Source organism: Halarcobacter anaerophilus, from assembly GCF_006459125.1.
Classification (GTDB): Bacteria; Campylobacterota; Campylobacteria; order Campylobacterales; family Arcobacteraceae; genus Halarcobacter; species Halarcobacter anaerophilus.
Genome location: NZ_CP041070.1, coordinates 2197617 through 2214932 on the forward strand (window position 1 = coordinate 2197617; position 17316 = coordinate 2214932).

Sequence of the window (17316 nt, forward strand, 5' to 3'; positions counted from 1 at the left end):
ACTACTCCTTTTTTTATGTTTTTATTATAGTGTTATTGTACATTTAAAATGTACGAATAAGTTTTTCATTTACAAATTCTTTAATACCTAGATGACCTAATTCACGACCATATCCAGATTTTTTAACACCTCCCATAGGCATACTTGAATATGTCCATGACATTTGATTTATAAAAGCAGTTCCAGATTCAAGTTTTTGAGCAACTCGTAAACCTCTTTTTTCATCACTAGTATAAACTGAACTTCCAAGACCGAATAAACTATTATTAGCTACTTCTATAGCTTCATCTTCATCTTTTACAATAAATATATTAGCAACAGGACCAAAAATCTCTTCTTCAAAAGCAGGAACACCTTTTGGTATATTTGTTAAAATAGTAGGAGATATAAATGCATTATTCCTTTCTCCACCAAGTAGTAATATAGCACCACCTTCAACAGATTTTTTAATTTGATTTTCTACATCAATTGCTGCTTTTTCATTACATAAAGGACCATAGTGTTCACCTTCTACACTTGGATCTCCTGCTTCAAGATTACCTAGTTTTTCTTTAAGTCTACTCAAAAAATTTTCTGCAATTGATTCGATTAAAATAATACGCTTAGGAGAAATACAAATTTGTCCACTACCTAACATTTTAGTTTCTGCTAAATAATCAGCAGTTTTTTCTATATTAGCATCTTCAAGTACGATAAAAGGATCAGTTCCACCAAGTTCAAGAACAGTTTTCTTAACATTTTTACCTGCTTGTTCTGCAACTTTAGAACCAGCTATATTACTACCGGTAAAGGAAACACCTTGCACTCTATCATCAGCAATTACTATTCCTGCATTTTTTCCAGAAACTACAACATTGGTATAAACACCTTTGGGTGCTCCTGCATCAAGCATAATTTGTTCAAATGCAGCAGAACACTGTTGTACATTTGAAGCATGCTTAGTAACAATTACATTTCCTGCCATTAAATTTGGCGCGGTACCTCTAGCTGGTTGATAAAATGGAAAATTCCAAGGTTGAATACCAAATATAATACCAACTGGTTGATTAAATATTGTTCCTTCTCCATCTTTTGTTATTAATTTTGTAGGTGATAATAATTTTTCACCTTCATCTGCATAATAATCAAAAATATCAGAAACTAAATCAATTTCTGCACGCCCATGCTCAAGTTTTTTACCCATTTCTTTAGCCATTAATATTGACAACTCTTCTTTTTTATCTCTAAACAATTCAGCAGCTCTTTTAAGAACTTTTGCTCTTTGTTCAAAAGATGTATCCTTCCATGATTTATAAGCTTTATTAGCTTTAGTAATTATTTTATTAATTTCTTCTTCTGTCATTTCTTCAAAAGTTGCTAATACTTCATTGTTATATGGATTAATTGATTTTATAGACATTTTTTCTCCTAATTTTTATTATAAATAATTTAGCATCACCATTTATCTATAATATATTCTCAATATCTTTTTTTAAAGAAAGTGGTTTTGTAATAGGTGCATATCTATTTATTACTTTACCTTTTTTATTAATTAAGAACTTTGTAAAGTTCCATTTAATTCTTTTACTTTCTAATATTCCTGTTTTTTCTTCTTTTAGATACTTATACAATGGTGCTTCATTTTTTCCATTAACTTCAACTTTTGCAAACATATCAAATTGTACATTATATGTTAAAGAACAAAAGTTTTTAATCTCTTCTTCATTTCCTGGTTCTTGATTTGAGAACTCATTTGAAGGAAAACCTAAAACCATAAAGTTTTTATTTTTATAAGTTTCGTATAATTCTTCTAATTCTTCGTATTGAGAAGTAAAACCACACTTACTAGCTACATTCACAATAAGTAAAGTTTTATCTTTATATTTTGACATTGATACATCATTCCCATCAATATCTTTAACATTAAAATCATAAATATTCATAACTAATCCTTAATAGTTTTTCTTGTATAAATATAAGCCCAAGCTATAAGTATTAGCTGAATTGGTAATCTTACTAAAAGTGCTGTTTCACTCATATCAGGAAAATCCGTATGATTTAAATACATATTAATATTTGCAGGAAAAATTGCTATAAAAAGTAGTATTATTCCTATTGCAGCTTTTCTTGTTGTTTTGTAGATTACTAACAACACACCTAAAACTATTTCTAATACTCCACTTGCATAAACAATAAATTCATGAAAAGGTAAATATGAAGGCATTGCTTTCAAATAAAATTCTGTTTTTGTAAAATGAGCAATACCACCAAATACTAATAATATTCCTAATAAATACTTAAATACAATATATAATAATTTTTTCATTGTAGTAACAACTTTTATTTTATAAACTCAACTACATTTTTAAAAGGTAGTCTAAAGTGTTCTGATTGAGGATTTAACCTATATCCAAAAGGAAGGATTAATGACAATTGAAATTTTGATGTATCTAATCCAAGTAATTTTTCAATATTTTCTTTTTCAAATCCTTCAATAGGACAAGAATCTATACCTTTTATAGCTGCAGCTGTCATCATATTTGCTGCGGCTATATAAGTTTGTTTCGAACTCCATGCGTAAATATTCTCATCACTTTCAAGTACTTTTGTAACTATTAAATGATTTTTATAGAGATTGTCGTAAAATTCTCTTTTATCTTGGGGCATTTCACGTCTTCTAAATCTTTTAGCAGGAATTCCACTTTCAGGCTTTAAATTTTCTATAGCTGCTAAAATAATAATTAAATGTGAAGAAGTTGTAATTTGTTGCTGATTCCAACAATATGGTTTAATTTTTGCTTTTAAATCCTCATTTGTTATTACTAAAAATTTCCATCCCTCCTGACCAAAGGAACTTGGACTTTTTCTTCCTGCTTCTAAAATATAATTTATATCTTCATCTAATATCTTTTTCGTGTCATCAAAAACTTTACACGCATGTCGAAAATCCATTGCTTCCATAAAATCTTTTTTCATATCTATCCTTTATATTTTCTCTAATTTAGTAATTTCTAAGTTTTCCAATTTGTTTTTTGTATTTTTTATAAATACTTGAAAATGTTCTTTTTTCATATGTATATCTAAAAATTGACTATTCTCCCATGTTTCAATAAAAGTAAAACAATTTTCATCATTTAAATCTTTGTGAAGATCATATTGAATACAACCAAAATCATTATTATGGGTAGTTTTATGTAAATTTACTAATAAAGGATATACATCTTGTGTAAACTCTTTTTTAATTTTAATTTTTGCTACGATTGTTATTTTTGACATTATTGATTCCTTTTATCACCATTATATTTTAAAATATATTTTCAATATGCTCTTCAAACTGCTTCACATCATTTTCAATAGTATTATCTTTAAATATATTATAAATACTAAAGGAAGGAAGTGCTTGCATTCCAAAAAATTGATAAGTTTTATGTATTGATATTAATACTTCATCAACACTTTTGTCATCAAAAAATTGATTTTTATTGTTAAATGCTTCTTTTGGAGCATTCCATGTTGAAGAAAGCATATATTTAGCACCATTTTTCAATCCACCTGAACCATATTTTTTATTTAAGTCTCTTCGTGTTCTACCATCACCTTGACAAAGAAAACCATTAGCATATCCAAACCCATATACTTCATCAATATATTTTTTATATAATGCAGGTGCACTAAACCAATAAACTGGGAATTGAACAAAAATAATATCTGCTTCAATATTCTTTTTTAATTCATCCTCTAAAACATACTCATCTTCAAGTATTGTAGTTTTAACTTGATATCCTTTTTTAATTAAAGTTTTTTCAGCTATTTGACAAAGATTTTTATTTAGTTTACCTTCTCCTATCCCTTTGTAAGTTTCATATGCATTTATTATTAACGCTTTTTTCATTTATTATTCCTTTTTATGCTTTTTCTAGTATTTTCAAAATAATTTCTTTTGAATATATAGTATCCATGCCCCAAACTTTTGCTGTTTCATATGCATTATCTGCCAACGCTTCAATTTCTTTTCTTGAAATATTTATATCATTAAGTGTTATAGGTGCACCAATTTTGTTAAACCAGTTTTCTAATTTTTCTATTCCTACATTTTCATCATTATTATTAAATATTTCTTTGGCAAATCTTTTAAATTGAGATATATTTTTTTCTTTATACCACTTCATCCATGCTGGAATTACAACTGCTAAACCTGCTCCATGTGCTACATTAAATAAAGCTGAAAGTGAATGTTCAATCATATGATTTGGAAAATTACCATCTTTTGTTCCTGTAGGAGTTAATCCATTTAATCCTTGTGTCGCTGCCCACGCGAATTCAGCTCTTGCATCATAATCATTTGGATTTTTTAATAGTATTTCTGTTGTTTCAATAACAGTCTTAATTATAGATTCAACTAATCTTGAATTAAAATGAGGATGAATAGTTGCAGTAAAATATACTTCAATACAATGAGCAATAACATCAACAGCAGAATATGCTAAATACTCTTTACTTACTGTAGCCATAAGTTCTGGATTTATAATTGAAATTGTTGGATTGATAAGAACTGAAGAAATAGAATACTTCTGTTTTGTATCATCATTTATAATTACCGCATTCCCATTCATTTCACTAGCAGTTGCGGAAAGCGTCATAACTGTAAATATTGGTAGGGCTTTTAAAATTTGTGCCTTATTTATAAAAAAATCCCAAACATCTCCATCGTATTTAACTCCTGCTGCAATTGTTTTTGCACTATCTACAACAGAACCACCACCAACAGCTAGAATTGCTTTTATCTCATTATTTTTAGCCAGTTCTATGCCTTCATAAACTTTACTAAGTACTGGATTGCTTACAACTCCTGAAAGTTCTTCAAACTTTATATTATTTCTATTAAGTGAAGTTATTATTTTTTCGTAAAGGCCATTTTTCTTAATACTTCCTCCACCATAAACTAATAATACTTTTTTAATATTAGATTGTTTTAAATATTCACCTATGTTGTTTTCTTTCTCTTTTCCAAACTCTATTTTTGTTGGATTATAATATGTAAATTTATTCATTTAACATCCTTTATGTTTATAAGTGAAAATAATAAACTAAATACACTTAAATATTCCTTACAATACTTTAGGTAAGTAATGATAATTTAAGTATTTTTAGTTACAATTATGATTATAAAGGATTTTAATGTATTATTTAAATGGTAAAAAATATAAATGTTCAGTTTCAATAACTATGGATATATTTAATGACAGATGGAAATTAGCTGTTATTTGGTATCTATTAGAAAAAGATAAAAGATTTAAAGAGTTAAGTGAAGATATAAATGAGATAAGTCAAAAGACACTCACCTTAAAATTAAAAGAATTAGAAGAAAAAAACATTATAAAAAGAGAAGTGTTTGCAGAAGTACCGCCAAAAGTTGTTTATTCTTTAACCCCCATTGGATTAAAATTGAAATTTGTTCTTAAAGAAATGTTTAATTGGGGAATTGAATATGCAAAAGAAAATGGCAAAATTTTTTAAGGATTATATTTTTAAATCAACCGTAGATAAATTAAAAACATGGAACAGCATTGATGATAAAAAGAATATTCCAGATTTTAATTACTTCGAAAGAACTCTAAAGGATTAAAATGAACAATACTAGACGAAGTCAAAAAATTACTATATTTGCAACATTTTTAGCTTTTATGGGTATGGGAGTAGTTGATCCTATTTTACCTGATATTGCTAAAAATTTAGGTGCTAACAATTGGGAAGTTGAACTATTATTTTCTACCTATATTTTTATGATGGCACTTATAATGATACCAGCTGGCATATTAGCAACAAGAATAGGAGATAAAAATGTAATGACTATTGGACTTCTTATAGTTTCTTTTTTTGCAATAGCTTGTTCTTTTTCTGAAAATATTACAATTTTGGCCTTTTTTAGAGCAGGATGGGGATTTGGAAATGCATATTTTTTTGCAACTGCTTTAATTTTGTTAATTCTACTTTCAAAAAATCATTATAAAGCAATTAGTCTTTTTGAAGGTGCGATAGGTTTTGGGATGGCATCTGGCCCTCTTCTTGGCGGTTTTATTGGGCAATATTCTTGGAGATATCCATTTCTTGTTACTGGTATTTTAACGGGTATTGCTTTTATATTAGTAGTAGCATTTGTAAAAATACCTCCTGAAAAAAATAAAAAAAAATCAGGTGGATTTAAAGAACTAAAAGATTTATTTAAAAATAAAAAATTTTTAAAAATTTCATTTGCAGCAATGTTTTACTACTATGGTTTTTTTGTAATTTTAGCTTATTCTCCTCTTATTCTACATTTTACACCCATTCAAATTGGTTTAGTTTTTTTTGCTTGGGGTCTTGCATTAGCTATTGGTTCTATAATTATTTCTACATATTTAGAAGTGCATTTTTCTATAAAAAAGGTCATCCCCATTACCCTTATATTTTTCATTATATTACTGTTATTCTTTTATGAAATAACTTCTCAATTTTTACTTTCAATTTTAATAATTTGTTCTGGCTTTCTTTCGGGAATAAATAATTCATTATTTACAAGTTATGTTATGGATATAAAGTTTGAACGAAATATTATCTCAGGAGGTTATAACCTTTTAAGATGGAGTGGTGCTGCAATAGCACCAATAACTTCTGGTTTTATAAGTGAATATTTTACATTAAAAACACCATTTGTTATAGCTGTGATACTCTCTTTATTATCCCTAACAATTATTTTATTACTCTCTAAAAAGACAATTTACACTCACAATTAAACTGGAGATGTAACTGAAATAAAAACACATATTTATTAGAAACATACTTCCTCTCATCTTTGATTTGATGATATTGCGGGAAAAAGTTTATTTATTTAAATTATCAACTATTTTGATTAAATAGTCAGCTGAAGTTTCTGCACTTGATTTTAAAAATTCATCAAAATCAAATCCTGCATCCATATCTGCACTGTCCGATATAGCTCTTAATATAAAAAAAGGTACTTTTAAAGCATTGCAAATCACTGCTACACTTCCACCTTCCATTTCGAGTGCATCTGCATGAAAAGTTTTTTCAATAAACTCTTTTCTTTTGTTTGAGTGAACAAATTGATCGCCTGTGGCAATAGTTCCTTCTAAAACATTTAAAGAGTTTTGTTTTGCAACTTCTTTGGCAACTTCTCTTAGTTTTTTTGATGTTTCTATAAAAACAGAACCGCCCGGTACAAAACCGCTTGGATGTCCAAATGCCGTAATATCCAAATCATGTTGGCATAATTTATCGGCTATAATTAAATCACCTATTTTTAGTTTTGGATTAATTGCCCCTGCAACTCCTGAAAAAAGTAAGGTATCACAAGTGAATTTTTCTATCATTGTAGCAGCAGTTAAGCTTGCAAATACTTTTCCTATTTTTGAATATGCAACTACAATATCAAGTCCGTTGTAAACAACTTCATAATATTTATTATCTGCATACTCGGTAACTTTTACATTTTCAAAATAAGCTAATAGAGGTTCAATCTCCTCCTCCATAGCTCCCATTATTGCTAGTTTTTTCATAATTATGAGTTCAACTCTTCAATTACTTTTTCTAAAGAGGTCATATCTGAAATATTTAAAGTAGGAGTTCCTTTACATATTTTTCTATTTAAACCTTTTAAAACAACCCCGTTTCCAAACTCTATAAAAGCATCAATTTTTGAAGCGTTAGCTGCTATTGATTGTTTATATTTCACAGGACTTGTTAATTGTGACGATAGAAGTTCTATTGCCTCGTCTTTTGTAGTATACTCTTTTGCCGTTACATTTGAAATCACCGGTAAAAATTCATCTTTTAAGTACTCTTCCAAATAAGGTTTTAAATTTTCAACGGCTGAAGTTAACAATTCACAATGACTTGCTACTGACATATCTAAAACTATAGCTCTTTTTGCTCCGGCTTCTTTAAAAGTATCAACCAAACTCTCTAAGTCTGCTTTAATTCCGGCTAATACTAATTGACCGTCTTGGTTATAGTTTGCAGGCCAAACTTGTTTTCCTTCTTCTCTTTTAGCTTCACAAATATCTTCAACTGTTTTATCATCAATTCCGACTAAAGCCATCATTCCAGCTCCACCGTTTGAGCAAGCTTCTGTCATAAATTGACCTCTTTTATATACTAATTCAACAGCATCTAAATAATCTAATGCCCCTGCACTAACCAAAGCAGAAAATTCACCCAAAGAGTGCCCTAAAAGAAATTCCGGTTTAATATCACATCTATCTTTGAATATTGCATTTGCAATTGAACTAACTAAAAGTATAGCCGGTTGAGTGTATTGTGTTTGTCCTAATTTATCATTCTCTTCAAAAAGCAGTTTTTCAAAATCTATATTTAATCTCTCACTTGCTTTATTAATCATCTCTTTTGCAATTTCACTATTTTCAAAAAAGTCTTTTCCCATTCCAACAGACTGACTTCCTTGACCTGGAAAAATAAATGCTACTTTTTTCATATTTTTCACCTTTTGTAATTTTGTATTATTTAAAATTGAGCAATATTATACTATCTTTTTATACTCTATAAAATAAAAAAGCCCAAAAGCAAAAACTTTTGGGCTTTTCATAAAATATAAGTTGCAATTAGTGACTACAACCACATCCTCCACCGTGAGAATGACCATGGTCATGACCACCTTCACTTGAACAACAACTACCTTCTCCTTGTTCGTGTGAACCGCATCCACAACCACCCATAGCTGCCATTCCACCTACTACACCTGTTTGAATCTCTTCTTCAGTTGCATCTCTTAATGAAAGAACAGTTACAGAAAACATTAAAGTTTTTCCAGCCATAGGATGATTATAATCAATTGTTACATCAGAATCAGAAAAAGATTTAACTGTAACTTGTACAGTTTCACCTTGTTGACCTTGACCGTAAAGAGTCATTCCCTCAGATAATTCGATTCCTGCAAATTGTTCTTTTGGAAGAGTTTGCATTGCTTCTTCACTATACTCACCGTAAGCTTCTTCGGGTTTAACCATTACGTCTGCAGACTCATTTTCCATCATTTCTAATAATTTAGACTCTAATCCAGAAATGATTTGACCTTTTCCTGTTACAAACTCTAATGGAGCTGCACCAACATTTGAATCTAATTGTTCACCTGTATTTGCGTCTTTTAAGCTATATTCAAAACCGATTACTTTTGACATATTATTCCTTTATTAATTTATTTTATATTTGACAAATTTTTAACAGCTATTTTAGCCTCTTTTGAATTCGGATAAATATCAATTAAAGAGTTATAAAAAGTAGCTGCATTGTTAAAATCTTTTATTTTTTCAAAAGATATTGCACTGTGAAGAAGAAGTTTCGGCATATATGAAGCTTTATCATATAACATAGCAGAAGTTTTAAAATGACTTATTGCGTCATCATATTTTTTTCTGTAATACCAAATCTCTCCTAGATAAAAATTGCTGGTTGCAGGCTTATAATTCGAAGCAATCAACTGTTCAAACATTGGTATTGCTTTCGTAAAATAATCCTTTTTAAACAAAGCAATAGCTTCATCTAAAATAGTTGCATTATCTTTGCTTGATGATATCTTTTTACTATTACTCTTTGCTGTTATTTTGTTACTAGTTTGCTTTCCTAAAGATTTTTTTAAGGCTTCAAACTCAGCACGAGTTATAAATTGATTCATATTTGATTTAAACTCTTTTTCCGAAATATATGTTTTATTTATAGAGTTAAGAGTTTTAGAGATTTTTGAAACTGCATTTTTAAGTTTTTTCAAACTTTTAGAATACTCTTCTTGCATTGTTAGCATTTGAGAAGATACAGTTTTTAAACTTTCTATATCTTTACCGTTCTTTTCTGTAAGAGTTGAATTTTCTTCAACATTTTTGATAATTTCATTAATCTTTAATACAGAATCGTTAAGTTTTTGTGAGTCACCTTCATAAATTGACTCTAATCCATCTATTCTTTCACTTATTGATCCAAGAGAAAGTTTTACATCTTTTACTTTAGAATCAATATTTCCTAAAGTTTTTTTATTTTTTAAAATATTTTTTTCTGCCGAACTTAGACCGTAAGGATTCTTAGAGTCTAAATCACCGGCACCGAAAGCTGAAATTTCTTCAGCTTTTACTATAGTGCTGGTGATTATTAAAGTTACAAGTAAAATTTTTTTCATTAAGTACTATTTTACTAATTTATGTTCAGATCTTCTGTTTTTTTGCCAGCACTCTCTATTTTTATCAGTACATACAGGATTTGATTCACCAAAACTTACAACTGAAACAGCAGATTCTGAAATTCCGTCCATTACTAAAAAGTCTTTAACTGCTTTTGCTCTTTTTAATCCTAAAGCATAGTTATATTCATCTGTACCCCATTCATCACAGTTACCTTCAACTTTGATTGTAGTACCTGCTTGAACAGCTGATAATTTTTCTGCATTTGATTTAGCAACAGATTTCATTTTATCTGATAAATTGTATTTATCAAAAGCAAAATAGATATTTTCAATGAAAACTTTTTCTCCATTGATTGTATAATAATAACCATTTTCCGCTTTTTCTAACAATTCGTCATTTACTACTTCATCTTGAACATTTGAGTTATCAACATTGTCTAATGCTGACTCTGATGTTTGCTCAACAGGTGCGGGTTCATTAGTAACTTCAACTTCTTTTTGGCTACAACCACTAAAAAGTACTGCTGCAACTAAAAAAGTGTAAATACTTAACTTTTTCATAATTTACTTTCCTTTAATAAAATTTGCTTTGATTTTACAAAACTTAAACTTAATCGACAATTACTTAAAATCAAGATAGCTTATAATTTTCTTTAATATTTCTAAAAAGTAATTATTATATTGAAGCTTTTCTATTTTTAAAAATAATTTTTACATAATTTGAAATAAAAGAATTATGAAGAAAAAATAGAGAGTTAGATTAACTCTCTATTTCAAACTCTTTTCAATAGCCTCTTTTATTGAAGAATTTTCAAATATAAAACCGCTATCAAGAAGTCTTTTAGGAATAACACATTTTCCGTCCGTTAATACTTTTGCTCCTTCACTGAAAACAAGATTCAAAACAAACTGCGGTACGGGGAATATAGTAGGTCGGTGTAAAGCTTTACCCAATGCTTTTGTCAATCCTTTATTTGTAGTCGATATTGGAGCCGTTAAATTAAAAATTCCTTCTAAACTGCTATTTTCATATATAAATTTATATGCGTTTAATAAATCATCTATATGAATAAAAGAGAAATATTGATTTCCGTCTCCTATTGTTCCGCCTACTCCTAATTTAAAAGGTGTTAACATTTTAGTTAAGGCCCCGCCGTTTCCTAATACTATACCGAACCTAAAAATAGCTGTTCTAATGCCTAACTCTTTTGCTTTTAAAGCCTCTTTTTCCCAATCTTTACAAAGATTTGCCAAAAAATCATCGGAATATTCAAAATTTTCTTCATCATAGCAACTTCTGTTTTTATATATTCCAACTGCTGATGTTGAGATAAATAGTTTGGGTTTTTTGTCCGCTTTTTTCATAGCTTCAATTAGTGCTTTAGTCGTATCAATTCTACTTGAATAAAGCAGTTTTTTATAACTATGTGTCCATCTATTTATAATATTAGCACCTGCAAGGTTTATTATAAGTTCTGATTCTTCAACTATTTTTGTTAATTTTTTTGAATCTTTTAATTCTTCTCTTTTTATACCTACAACTTTAAAACCTAAATTTGAAAAATAATTTTTTAGGTTTGAGCCTACAAATCCACTTGCCCCTGTAATTGCTACTGTTTTCATAATAGACTCCTTTTATATTTTTATTTCATTATATATTAATTTTTGTAATTTAATATATTTTTTTTGTAAGTTAAAATAATTTTTATAAACTTCTTTTTTCTAAACTCTGTCTAAACTCTTTTGCTCCGTCTTTTGAACTTGTAACGACATCATCAATTCCTTCAAACGATATTTCAAGTTTTGATTGTTCTACGCTTTGCATAGATTTTATTTTATCTATGTTTATAATATAAGATCTATGGATTCTAAAAAAGTTTTTATCTTTTAATAACTCTTCCATATCCCCTATTTTCTTTCTTAGATAAGCATCTGCCTCTTTTATTCTGATTATAACTTCATCCAAATCTGCTTTAATATAATAGATATCTTCAATATTTATAAGATATATTTTATTTCCTCTTTTGGCAATTATTTTTTTATTATTTTCCATTTTTGCATATTTAAAAACTTTCTGCAAACTTTTTTTTACGGTCTCTTTTGATATCGGTTTTAATAAATAATCAATTCCTCCTGAAGAAAAGGCTTTTAAAGCATGCTCTTCATAAGCTGTTTGAAATATTATAAAAATATTCGGATTTATCTGCAAAAGTGTATTTGCAAGCTCTAGTCCGTCCATTTGCGGCATTGAAATGTCTAAAAATGCAATATCAAACCTGTTTTTTGCTGCTTCTTTAATTGCTTCAATAGGATTGTTACACTCTACGATATCAGTTATTTTTTCATCATTTAAAAGTCTTTTTAATCTGCTTAAAGCAAGTTTTTCATCATCTACAATCAGAGTTTTCATTATTTACCTTTTAAATATATTATAAAGCTCATCTTATCTTTATAAGTTTTATAATCTAATTTTCCCACATTTAATAAAATAAGCCTTTCTTGAAGATTTGTAAGTCCCGTACCGAAAACTATTTTTTCAATTGTTTTACCGTTGTTTGTTACCTCGATTTTCTCTTTTTCTATCTTAATATCTATTTGTAATCTATTTCCCTTATATCCGTGTTTAATCGCATTTTCCACTAAAAGCTGAATCGAAAATTTCGGAATTTTTATATTATCTTCTTTTACTAAAGAGTAAATATTTAAAACAATATTGTTATCAAATCTGATATTTTCTATTTCTAAATAGGTTTTAACCATCTTGATTTCCGTATTTATTGAAACAAGACTCTCTTTGTTTATTGCATTTCTTAAAAATTTTGATAAATCCAGTGTTACTTTTTCCGCTTTTTCTTGATTAAGGTATATTAACTCGGAGATTGAATTTAAAGCATTAAATAAAAAATGAGGATTTAACTCATTTTCTAAAACTTTTATTTTACTTTGAAGTATTTGATTGTTTATTAACTCGTTTTTATATTTCATAGAGATAAATTGATGAAGAATAAGACCTATTAAAAAGGTTAAAAAGCCTGTTATAATGCTGATATAAATCCAAAAATCATAGATATACTCAATAATTTTAAATCCACTTTTTGAAAAAAGAAAAAAGGATAAAGAAAAACCTAAAAAGCCTGAAGAAAAAGAGAAACAAAAACTAATTAAATACCAAAATTTTTCATTTATTTTTGGAAGTATAATTTCATTTGAAAGAGTAATTAAAATAAAAGCAAAAAAAGAGATAAGAATTGAAGTTAAAACACTAAAAAAAATTGTAGATAAACTTTTTAAAGAGTTATCTATAAAAATAAAAAAAAGTGAAAACAAAAATCCAAACAGTGCTGAAATTATAGTTATATAAAGCCAATCTTTAAAAGAAATTTTAAGTTTTACGCTATTCATTTATTTCCTCGTTTAAAACTTTTACTCCAAGGGCAACTCCAGGCCAGCCTTGACCTGCAAAAACCGTATCACCTATATTATATAATCCTTTAAAAGGCGTTCTACAACTTGGTATTTGAAAAATATTTTTTAAAGTTACAGGTGAACCGCCGCAATTATTTCTATTTATATATCTTTTAAAAGTTTTAGATGTGGCACTTGACAAATTTATTATATCCTCTTTTTTTACAGATTTAAAATGCTTTAAAAAAGAGTCTATTATAAAATTTTGGGTCTCTTCTTTTTTTGTTTTATACTCATCAAAAGATAAATCTTCCCAAAAAAGTGCTTTTGTATGGGTGGAGATTGTTACGCTTAAAGCTTTTTTTGACATCTTTTTATCCTCTTTATCGCTAAGAGAAATAAAAAATGAGTTTGAGACTGTATTTGGTATATTTTTTTCTAAAATTATTTGATAATGGTGTAAAAATTCCTCTTTTGAATTTAGATTAAAATTAAGTACGAAAGCACTTTGATCGCTAAAAGTAAACTTTTTATAATACTCTTTTATCTTTTTATCTTCAAAAAATCTTGCACAATCATAAATAGTTGAGTTTAAAACTACATTTAAACTTTTATACTCACTCTTTGAAGTAATAACTCTAAAATAGTTTTTCTCTTTTAATATTTTTAAAACTTCCTCTTTTTTTCTAACTTCAACATCTTTTAAAAGTTCTTTAAAAAGTTCTCCCATGCCTTCATTTACGTAAAATACTTTATGAAAAGGGTAAGAAAGACCTATTGCCATAGATAAAATCGATAGATCTTTTGAAGTTGTCTGTAAAGTTATTAAAAGTTGCGAATCTATAAAGTTTTGATACTCTTTAGAAATCTCTCCTAAAACCTCTTTTATAAAACTTTTTGCACTTTTAAAACTATAAGTTCTAAATTTTATAAAAAGCTCTAAAAAGGAATTTAACGTTTTTAAATATGAATAAAAACTATATTTTGCATAATATAGTTTTTGAAGCTGCCAGAATTTTTCATCAAGTTCTTTTATCTTTTCCCAAAATATTCTATTGTTTTTATTTGGATAAGCTTTATCAATCTTTTCTAAAAATTGTTCAAAATCTTTTACTCTGTCTATGGTTTTTCCGTTTTGCAAAACTCTTATTGCTATTTTACTTTCACGTAAATCCAAAGCTGCTTCTGCTTTATCAAATATATCTTTTACGATATGATTTTTTTCATAACCGACAAAAGTTGTTGCTCCGGCATTAAAATAGGAACCGTATCTTTTAAAAGTACTTGCACAACCTCCTAAGTTTTGTTCTTTTTCTAAAACTAAGAGATCTCTGTTTTTATTTAAAGAGGCTATCATACTTCCGCCCATGCCTGAACCTATAACCAAAATATCATAAAGTTTCATTTTTTGCCTCTTTATATTTTTCAATTGACCTTTTTCTTGAAAGAGAGATATCAACCATCGCTTTTGGATAGTCTACAAAAAGGTTTCGCTGAACTGCATTTTCTATATGAAAAAGTTTAGAATCAACCTCTTTTAACTCTTTAATTACCGATTTTATAAAAATTCCATCTTTGTCGAATTTTTTTGATTGAGTATATGGATTAAAAACTCTAAAATACGGTACCGCATCAGCTCCCGTACTTGCACTCCACTGCCAGGAACCGATATTTGAACTAGCTTCAAAATCCAATAGTTTCAAAGCAAAATACTCTTCACCTTTTTTCCAGTCTATAAATAAATTTTTGGTTAAAAACGAAGCAACAACCATTCTTAGTCTGTTATGCATAACTCCCGTTTTATTTAGATGTCTCATGGCTGCATCAATTATGGGAATTCCTGTTTCTCCTTTACACCACCTTTCAAAATCCTCTTTATCTTCATTCCATTTTATATTTATCCCGTTGAAATTTTCAAACTGCGAGTTTGGAAAATGAAAAAGAATATAGTTGTAAAATTCTCTCCAAAACAGTTCTCTTATAAAAAAATCACTATTAGGAAATCTTTTTATATAATTAAAAATCATTAAAGGAGAGATAAGACCGAATCTTAAGTGAACAGATATTTTTGAAGATGCTTCTTTATAAAAATAATCCCTTTGAACTTCATAAGTTTCTACTTTTTTAGAAAATTCTTCTAATAAACAAAAGGCATCTTTTTCTAAAAAATCAGGAAGAGTTGTCTTTTTAAAACCCAAACTTTCTAAAGTTGGAGTATTTGAATAATCAAAATCAATAAGTTTTAGATTGTAATTTCTTTTCTTTAGTTCTATATTAGCAGCTTGAGTAATGGCATCTAAAGAGTTGAAAAAAGGAGTAAATACTTTATAAGGGGTTTTGTCTTTTTTTAAATGATCTTTGGGATCTAAAATAAAAGAGTCCAAATACCTTTTTATGGGTATAATTTTTTCAATCTCTTTATCTCTTTTTTTTGCATAAGAGTCAAAATCAACAGAACACAAAACTTCATCTATATTTAATTTTTGTAAAGTTGTAAAAACCTCTTTTGGTTCTGCATAGAAAACTGCTAAATCTAAACCTATTTTTTGTAATTCTTTTTTTAGTTTTATTACGCTTTTATAGATAAAATTTACTCTTTTATCCTCTTTTGGCAAACTATTTAAAATATTTTTATCGAAGATAAAAATGGGCAATACTTTATCTTTTGCATTTTGCAAAAGTGCTGAATCTTCTACTCTTAGATCTCTTCGAAACCACAATATTTGTCTCATTTGAAAGCCTCTATTTTTGAACGTAGTGCAAACTCTTTTGGATATGGAGTCAAAAAAACTTGTGTTTGTAAATACTCTATATTAAACTTTTTAATATATATTTTAATAATTTTAATTGCTGCAATCAAAGGAATTATTCCTTTTTTAAACTCCTCTATAGTAGCTAAAATCTCATCTTTTTCATCTTTTGAAATAACTTTTTTAAAATATCCGTATATATGCAATAACACATTATATGTATTTTTAATAGTCCCTTTTTGAGAAATTGCTTCCATAAAGATTTTTTTATACTCCTCTAAAACTGCAAAAAAAGTTTTATTATCATGATTTGCTACAACATTTCCTAATTTTTTATAAAAATGATGAGATTTTGAATATATTAGATATTTATATGAAGTATGAAATTCTATTAAGTCATTATATGTTGGCTTTGCATTTAAAAATTCAAAAATTGCTTTATATGCAAAAACCTGCATTAAAAAATTTTCTCTAAGCCAAGGATCTGTTAATCTCCCCTCTTCTTCCATAGGCAGATAAGGAAATCTTTTTTTCAACTCATTAGCAAATACTCCCATACCTGTATTTTCACTTTGGGCATTTTTTTTATCCGAATATATTTTTACTCTTTGCATACCGCAAGTAGGAGATTTTGATTTAAAAACAAAACCGCATAATGAGTTTTCGTCTATTTTAGATACTAAAAGTTTAGAAATCTCTGAAAGTAATATAGTCACATCTTGATTTGAATTTGTTGTTTTTATAAAAATTTCATCATTGATTTTAACTTGTCTGATTGCTTCTCTTGGAGTAGGAAAAACTAATTTTTCAGGACAAAAAGATTCAAAATCAAAATATTTGCCAAGTTCATTTAAAACAAATCTATCTTTAGAATGACCACCGTCATAACGACACATAGTTCCAAGTAAACATGAAGATACACCTAGTTTCATTTTTCACTCCTTTGTGAAATTGTAATAAAACTAGGGTTTTTTTATAGGGTTTTTTTGTTAGTTT

20 protein-coding genes are annotated in these 17316 nt (G+C 27.8%); 2 read left to right on the top strand and 18 right to left on the bottom strand.

The window, feature by feature from the left end; genetic code table 11:
- Positions 1–43: 43 nt before the first annotated feature.
- From AANAER_RS10925 to AANAER_RS10955, 7 genes are read right to left on the bottom strand one after another with little or no spacing between them, the layout of a single operon-like run.
- The gene (locus AANAER_RS10925; protein ID WP_129082199.1) at positions 44–1399 is read right to left on the bottom strand and encodes an NAD-dependent succinate-semialdehyde dehydrogenase; all 1356 of its coding nucleotides are present in this window, start codon (positions 1397–1399) and stop codon (positions 44–46) included.
- 46 nt (positions 1400–1445) lie between these two features.
- Positions 1446–1922, bottom strand: coding sequence for a glutathione peroxidase (locus AANAER_RS10930; RefSeq protein WP_129082200.1), 477 nt, complete (start codon positions 1920–1922; stop codon positions 1446–1448).
- Positions 1923–1924: 2 nt separating this feature from the next.
- Positions 1925–2305, bottom strand: coding sequence for a DoxX family protein (locus AANAER_RS10935; protein WP_129082201.1), 381 nt, complete (start codon positions 2303–2305; stop codon positions 1925–1927).
- A gap of 14 nt (positions 2306–2319) precedes the next feature.
- A complete protein-coding gene (locus AANAER_RS10940) occupies positions 2320–2955 on the bottom strand; it encodes an NAD(P)H-dependent oxidoreductase (RefSeq protein ID WP_129082202.1) in 636 nt (211 codons plus the stop codon).
- A gap of 9 nt (positions 2956–2964) precedes the next feature.
- Entirely contained in the window at positions 2965–3255 is a 291-nt protein-coding gene (locus tag AANAER_RS10945; RefSeq protein ID WP_129082203.1) for a putative quinol monooxygenase, read from the bottom strand.
- A gap of 28 nt (positions 3256–3283) precedes the next feature.
- Positions 3284–3871 (bottom strand): NAD(P)H-dependent oxidoreductase, encoded by a 588-nt coding sequence (locus AANAER_RS10950; RefSeq protein ID WP_129082204.1) that lies wholly within the window; start codon positions 3869–3871, stop codon positions 3284–3286.
- Between the two features lie 13 nt (positions 3872–3884).
- Positions 3885–5030 (bottom strand): iron-containing alcohol dehydrogenase, encoded by a 1146-nt coding sequence (locus AANAER_RS10955; protein WP_129082205.1) that lies wholly within the window; start codon positions 5028–5030, stop codon positions 3885–3887.
- 127 nt (positions 5031–5157) lie between these two features.
- Here AANAER_RS10955 and AANAER_RS10960 point away from each other — a divergent pair, with 127 nt between their 5' ends.
- Together AANAER_RS10960 and AANAER_RS10965 are read left to right on the top strand one after the other, a co-directional pair.
- A complete protein-coding gene (locus AANAER_RS10960; RefSeq protein WP_129082206.1) occupies positions 5158–5496 on the top strand; it encodes a winged helix-turn-helix transcriptional regulator in 339 nt (112 codons plus the stop codon).
- Between the two features lie 110 nt (positions 5497–5606).
- Positions 5607–6752, top strand: a complete 1146-nt coding sequence (locus tag AANAER_RS10965; protein ID WP_129082207.1) for an MFS transporter — start codon at positions 5607–5609, stop codon at positions 6750–6752.
- A gap of 87 nt (positions 6753–6839) precedes the next feature.
- On the opposite strand, the gene AANAER_RS10970 is transcribed toward AANAER_RS10965, so the two are convergent.
- From AANAER_RS10970 to AANAER_RS11020, 11 genes are all read right to left on the bottom strand, one after another.
- Positions 6840–7535 carry a 5'-methylthioadenosine/adenosylhomocysteine nucleosidase gene (locus tag AANAER_RS10970; protein WP_129082208.1) on the bottom strand — a complete coding sequence of 232 codons (696 nt, stop codon included), beginning with the start codon at positions 7533–7535 and terminating at the stop codon, positions 6840–6842.
- 2 nt (positions 7536–7537) lie between these two features.
- The gene (gene fabD / locus AANAER_RS10975; protein ID WP_044417841.1) at positions 7538–8470 is read right to left on the bottom strand and encodes an ACP S-malonyltransferase; all 933 of its coding nucleotides are present in this window, start codon (positions 8468–8470) and stop codon (positions 7538–7540) included.
- Between the two features lie 127 nt (positions 8471–8597).
- Complete coding sequence (locus AANAER_RS10980) at positions 8598–9173, bottom strand: FKBP-type peptidyl-prolyl cis-trans isomerase (RefSeq protein ID WP_129082209.1); 576 nt, start codon at positions 9171–9173, stop codon at positions 8598–8600.
- 17 nt (positions 9174–9190) lie between these two features.
- Positions 9191–10162 carry a tetratricopeptide repeat protein gene (locus AANAER_RS10985; RefSeq protein WP_129082210.1) on the bottom strand — a complete coding sequence of 324 codons (972 nt, stop codon included), beginning with the start codon at positions 10160–10162 and terminating at the stop codon, positions 9191–9193.
- A gap of 6 nt (positions 10163–10168) precedes the next feature.
- Positions 10169–10726: an OmpA family protein gene (locus tag AANAER_RS10990; protein WP_044417835.1), complete on the bottom strand. Its 558-nt coding sequence runs from the start codon at positions 10724–10726 to the stop codon at positions 10169–10171.
- A 207-nt stretch (positions 10727–10933) separates the two neighbouring features.
- Positions 10934–11788: a TIGR01777 family oxidoreductase gene (locus AANAER_RS10995; protein WP_129082211.1), complete on the bottom strand. Its 855-nt coding sequence runs from the start codon at positions 11786–11788 to the stop codon at positions 10934–10936.
- 82 nt (positions 11789–11870) lie between these two features.
- Positions 11871–12575 carry a LytR/AlgR family response regulator transcription factor gene (locus tag AANAER_RS11000; protein WP_129082212.1) on the bottom strand — a complete coding sequence of 235 codons (705 nt, stop codon included), beginning with the start codon at positions 12573–12575 and terminating at the stop codon, positions 11871–11873.
- Positions 12575–13567, bottom strand: a complete 993-nt coding sequence (locus AANAER_RS11005) for a sensor histidine kinase (protein ID WP_129082213.1) — start codon at positions 13565–13567, stop codon at positions 12575–12577. The genes AANAER_RS11000 and AANAER_RS11005 overlap by 1 nt, the downstream gene beginning before the upstream one ends.
- Positions 13560–14975, bottom strand: a complete 1416-nt coding sequence (locus AANAER_RS11010; protein ID WP_129082214.1) for a phytoene desaturase family protein — start codon at positions 14973–14975, stop codon at positions 13560–13562. The genes AANAER_RS11005 and AANAER_RS11010 overlap by 8 nt, the downstream gene beginning before the upstream one ends.
- On the bottom strand, positions 14962–16302 hold the full coding sequence (locus tag AANAER_RS11015; RefSeq protein ID WP_129082215.1) for a cryptochrome/photolyase family protein: 1341 nt from the start codon (positions 16300–16302) through the stop codon (positions 14962–14964). The genes AANAER_RS11010 and AANAER_RS11015 overlap by 14 nt, the downstream gene beginning before the upstream one ends.
- The gene (locus AANAER_RS11020) at positions 16299–17252 is read right to left on the bottom strand and encodes a YbgA family protein (RefSeq protein WP_129082216.1); all 954 of its coding nucleotides are present in this window, start codon (positions 17250–17252) and stop codon (positions 16299–16301) included. Before AANAER_RS11020 ends, AANAER_RS11015 begins: the two co-directional genes overlap by 4 nt.
- Positions 17253–17316 lie beyond the last annotated feature (64 nt).

Excerpts from the sequence above, each read along its gene's own strand:
- AANAER_RS10925 (WP_129082199.1), bottom strand. The coding sequence starts at position 1,399 with ATGTCTATAAAATCAATTAATCCATATAACAATGAAGTATTAGCAACT.
- AANAER_RS10930 (WP_129082200.1), bottom strand. The coding sequence starts at position 1,922 with ATGAATATTTATGATTTTAATGTTAAAGATATTGATGGGAATGATGTA.
- AANAER_RS10935 (WP_129082201.1), bottom strand. The coding sequence starts at position 2,305 with ATGAAAAAATTATTATATATTGTATTTAAGTATTTATTAGGAATATTA.
- AANAER_RS10940 (WP_129082202.1), bottom strand. The coding sequence starts at position 2,955 with ATGAAAAAAGATTTTATGGAAGCAATGGATTTTCGACATGCGTGTAAA.
- AANAER_RS10945 (WP_129082203.1), bottom strand. The coding sequence starts at position 3,255 with ATGTCAAAAATAACAATCGTAGCAAAAATTAAAATTAAAAAAGAGTTT.
- AANAER_RS10950 (WP_129082204.1), bottom strand. The coding sequence starts at position 3,871 with ATGAAAAAAGCGTTAATAATAAATGCATATGAAACTTACAAAGGGATA.
- AANAER_RS10955 (WP_129082205.1), bottom strand. The coding sequence starts at position 5,030 with ATGAATAAATTTACATATTATAATCCAACAAAAATAGAGTTTGGAAAA.
- AANAER_RS10960 (WP_129082206.1), top strand. The coding sequence starts at position 5,158 with ATGTATTATTTAAATGGTAAAAAATATAAATGTTCAGTTTCAATAACT.
- AANAER_RS10965 (WP_129082207.1), top strand. The coding sequence starts at position 5,607 with ATGAACAATACTAGACGAAGTCAAAAAATTACTATATTTGCAACATTT.
- AANAER_RS10970 (WP_129082208.1), bottom strand. The coding sequence starts at position 7,535 with ATGAAAAAACTAGCAATAATGGGAGCTATGGAGGAGGAGATTGAACCT.
- fabD (WP_044417841.1), bottom strand. The coding sequence starts at position 8,470 with ATGAAAAAAGTAGCATTTATTTTTCCAGGTCAAGGAAGTCAGTCTGTT.
- AANAER_RS10980 (WP_129082209.1), bottom strand. The coding sequence starts at position 9,173 with ATGTCAAAAGTAATCGGTTTTGAATATAGCTTAAAAGACGCAAATACA.
- AANAER_RS10985 (WP_129082210.1), bottom strand. The coding sequence starts at position 10,162 with ATGAAAAAAATTTTACTTGTAACTTTAATAATCACCAGCACTATAGTA.
- AANAER_RS10990 (WP_044417835.1), bottom strand. The coding sequence starts at position 10,726 with ATGAAAAAGTTAAGTATTTACACTTTTTTAGTTGCAGCAGTACTTTTT.
- AANAER_RS10995 (WP_129082211.1), bottom strand. The coding sequence starts at position 11,788 with ATGAAAACAGTAGCAATTACAGGGGCAAGTGGATTTGTAGGCTCAAAC.
- AANAER_RS11000 (WP_129082212.1), bottom strand. The coding sequence starts at position 12,575 with ATGAAAACTCTGATTGTAGATGATGAAAAACTTGCTTTAAGCAGATTA.
- AANAER_RS11005 (WP_129082213.1), bottom strand. The coding sequence starts at position 13,567 with ATGAATAGCGTAAAACTTAAAATTTCTTTTAAAGATTGGCTTTATATA.
- AANAER_RS11010 (WP_129082214.1), bottom strand. The coding sequence starts at position 14,975 with ATGAAACTTTATGATATTTTGGTTATAGGTTCAGGCATGGGCGGAAGT.
- AANAER_RS11015 (WP_129082215.1), bottom strand. The coding sequence starts at position 16,302 with ATGAGACAAATATTGTGGTTTCGAAGAGATCTAAGAGTAGAAGATTCA.
- AANAER_RS11020 (WP_129082216.1), bottom strand. The coding sequence starts at position 17,252 with ATGAAACTAGGTGTATCTTCATGTTTACTTGGAACTATGTGTCGTTAT.